2 protein-coding genes are annotated in these 3,012 nt (G+C 43.7%); both read left to right on the top strand.

Features of this window, described 5'->3' with window-relative positions; genetic code table 11:
• Positions 1 to 210 precede the first annotated feature (210 nt).
• Positions 211 to 972: an ABC transporter ATP-binding protein gene (locus tag WAM07_RS10300; RefSeq protein ID WP_422166584.1), complete on the top strand. Its 762-nt coding sequence runs from the start codon at positions 211 to 213 to the stop codon at positions 970 to 972.
• Positions 962 to 2,902 (top strand): FtsX-like permease family protein, encoded by a 1,941-nt coding sequence (locus tag WAM07_RS10295; RefSeq protein WP_422166582.1) that lies wholly within the window; start codon positions 962 to 964, stop codon positions 2,900 to 2,902. Before WAM07_RS10300 ends, WAM07_RS10295 begins: the two co-directional genes overlap by 11 nt.
• The last annotated feature ends 110 nt before the right edge of the window (positions 2,903 to 3,012 follow it).

The raw sequence follows: 3,012 nt of genomic DNA, 5'->3' as shown, positions 1-3,012 counted from the left end.
GTGGGAAAAAGCTTGTAAAAAGCAACGATTTTTTACAAGCTTTTTTGTGTTGAACGTAGAACAAAGCATACGCGTGGAATGTTTCCCCCGGAGTAAGAATAATCGATATGACAAAAATGTCACTTTATATTGGTTCATTGTTAGGTCATTGAAAGGAAAAAGAATCAGGAAATTTATACAATAAAATTAACAAATAAAGGGGGAAGCGAGATGAACATTTTAGAAGGATACAAAATTCATAAAAGCTTTGGCAACAAATTTACGAAGCAGCACGTGCTGCTGGGAATTGACATGAGCATTGAAAAAGGAGAATTTGTCAGTATTATGGGCGCATCCGGATCAGGCAAAACGACCTTGCTGAACGTCCTCTCTTCCATCGATCGTGTGAGTCACGGGACCATTACGATCAACGGGGAGGAAATTACCGGCCGGAAAGACAAACAGCTGGCGGAATTCAGAAAGCATCATCTCGGGTTTATTTTTCAAGAATACAACTTGCTCGATACCCTTACGGTGAAAGAAAATATCCTCCTGCCGTTATCGATCGCTAAAGTTTCGAAAAAAGAAGCGAACCTGAAATTCGATGCGGTAGCAGAAGAACTCGGGATTGCCGATGTCCAGGATAAATACCCAAACGAAATTTCCGGAGGTCAGAAACAGCGTACGTCTGCGGCGCGCGCCTTTATCCACGAACCGAGCATCATCTTCGCCGATGAGCCGACCGGAGCACTCGATTCTAAATCCGCTTCTGACCTTCTCAATAAACTCAGTGATTTAAATGAAAAGAGAGATTCCACGATTGCGATGGTTACCCATGACCCTGTCGCCGCCAGCTACTCCAGCCGCGTCATTTTTATTAAAGACGGGCAGATTTATACGCAATTACGAAAAGGCGATCAGACGCGGAACGCTTTTTTGAAAGACATTATGAAGACTCAGGGAGTGCTTGGCGGGGTGCAGTATGAACATTAACCAGATTATTCTCCGCAATTTGAAAAAGAATCTGAAAAATTATTACTTATATGTATTCGCGCTGATTTTCAGTGTGGCGCTCTATTTTGCTTTTGTTACCTTGCAATACGATCCGGCAATGGATAGCACGAAAGGATCTCTGAAAGGCGGGGCGGCCGTCCGGGCAGCATCGGTCTTATTAATTGGTATTGTCGCGGTGTTCCTCATTTACGCAAATAACATTTTTATTAAACGGAGAAGTAAAGAAATCGGAATGTTTCAGCTGATTGGGCTGACGAAAAACCGTATATTCCGCATTCTTAGTGCGGAGAACTTAATCATTTATTTTGGTTCGTTGATCGTGGGTATCTTTCTTGGTTTTGCTGCTTCGAAACTGATCCTCATGATTTTGTTCCAGATCACCGATGTAGAAACGGCAGCTACCCTGAGATTTTCGCTTAAAGCTATGGTGCAGACTCTGGGTGTTTTTGGCGGTATCTATCTGCTCATTATGGGAATGAACTACCTGTTCATTCAGAGGCAGACGATTCTCTCCCTATTCCGCACCTCTTCCAAAACTGAAGGTAAAGTGGGCCGGATCTCACTATTTGAAATCATTATGGGGATTCTTGGGCTTGGGCTCATTGTCACAGGGTATTATGTCTCTTCCGAGCTTTTCTCTGGAAATATTACCTCTATGAACAGCTTGTTTCGATCGATGGTATTCATTCTGGCTTCTGTCATTATTGGCACGTATTTCTTTTATAAAGGATCGGTGCGGTTCATCGCTAATATCATCCGCAAGAATAAGCAGGGCTATATGAATATTAATGAAGTGCTGTCTCTGTCATCGGTCATGTTCCGCATGAAATCCAACGCAATGCTGCTGACGATTATTACTACGGTATCCGCTCTTGCGATTGGGCTCTTGTCCTTAAGTTACATCTCTTTCTATTCTGCCGAAAACTCAGCAGGAAATGGCACTCCGGACGATTTTTCGTTTGTTACAGAAGCGCAGGCAGAAGAGTTTACCGAAAAGCTTGATGGGATCCCTTACACCGAAGAGAAGATTGACGTTCTAAGAGTAGCTGTTAATGTGGAAGATATTGTAGGATCAGATATGGAAGGGCTTGCTTTTAAATCAGGAGAAATGACACTGGCCGTGGTAAAAGATCAGGCAGTCTCTGGCATTGATGTTGGTGAAAACCAGACCATCTTCACCGGCTTTTACGATGCCCTGCAGCGAATGATGCAAATGGAGGACAGCGGAGAGCTGGTGTTTAAAGGAAAAGAAAAATCCATTCCCTTAGACTTTTTAGGAGTTTCGAAACAGAGCGTCCTATCCCATTATTATTCAGGAGGCGGCCTGCCGACAGCCGTGGTTGACGAAACCGTTTATAAGCAGCTGTCTCAAGATTTAAATCCTAAACTCCAGGGAGAGTATTCCGAATACATTGGTATTAATCTGGAGTCTGAAGATCAGGTTGAAGAAGCAGATGAAGTGTTCCAGAGTCTCGCTCTTAGCAGTGACGTGGGAACGGCATCAGAGTATGCGATTACTCAAAACCAGAAACAGAATATGGGACTGGTGATGTTCATCGTAGGTTTTCTCGGACTGACCTTCTTAATTACTTCCGGCTGTATTCTTTATTTCAAACAGATGGATGAAGGTGAAGAAGAACGTCCGAACTACACAATATTAAGAAAGCTTGGCTATACGAACCGGGATTTACTGCAAGGCATCCAGGGCAAACAAGTCTTTAACTTTGGCATCCCGCTTCTCGTCGGACTGCTGCACAGTTACTTTGCAGTCCAATCAGGCTGGTTTTTCTTTGGAACCGAGCTGTGGACCCCAATGTTCATCGTGATGGGCGTGTACACAGGTCTCTATTCCATATTTGGCCTGCTCTCTGTTCTCTACTACAAGCGCATCATCAAAGAAGCCCTGTAAGGTTGAAGGTTGAAGGTTGAAGGGTTTGAAGGTTTAATACATTTATTTCCACCTCAGGTCATCCAGAATCTGGATGACCTGAGGTGGAATATTTTGGGGTGTCACTTGCT

Source organism: Halobacillus sp., assembly GCF_049282395.1.
Taxonomy (GTDB): domain Bacteria; phylum Bacillota; class Bacilli; order Bacillales; family Halobacillaceae; genus Halobacillus.
Note: the sequence above shows the minus strand (reverse complement) of the source record. Positions and strands in the feature narration are given on the sequence as shown.

What these genes read in the sequence shown, in the direction of transcription:
- WAM07_RS10295 (WP_422166582.1), top strand. Translation starts at nt 962, where the DNA reads ATGAACATTAACCAGATTATTCTCCGCAATTTGAAAAAGAATCTGAAA.
- WAM07_RS10300 (WP_422166584.1), top strand. Translation starts at nt 211, where the DNA reads ATGAACATTTTAGAAGGATACAAAATTCATAAAAGCTTTGGCAACAAA.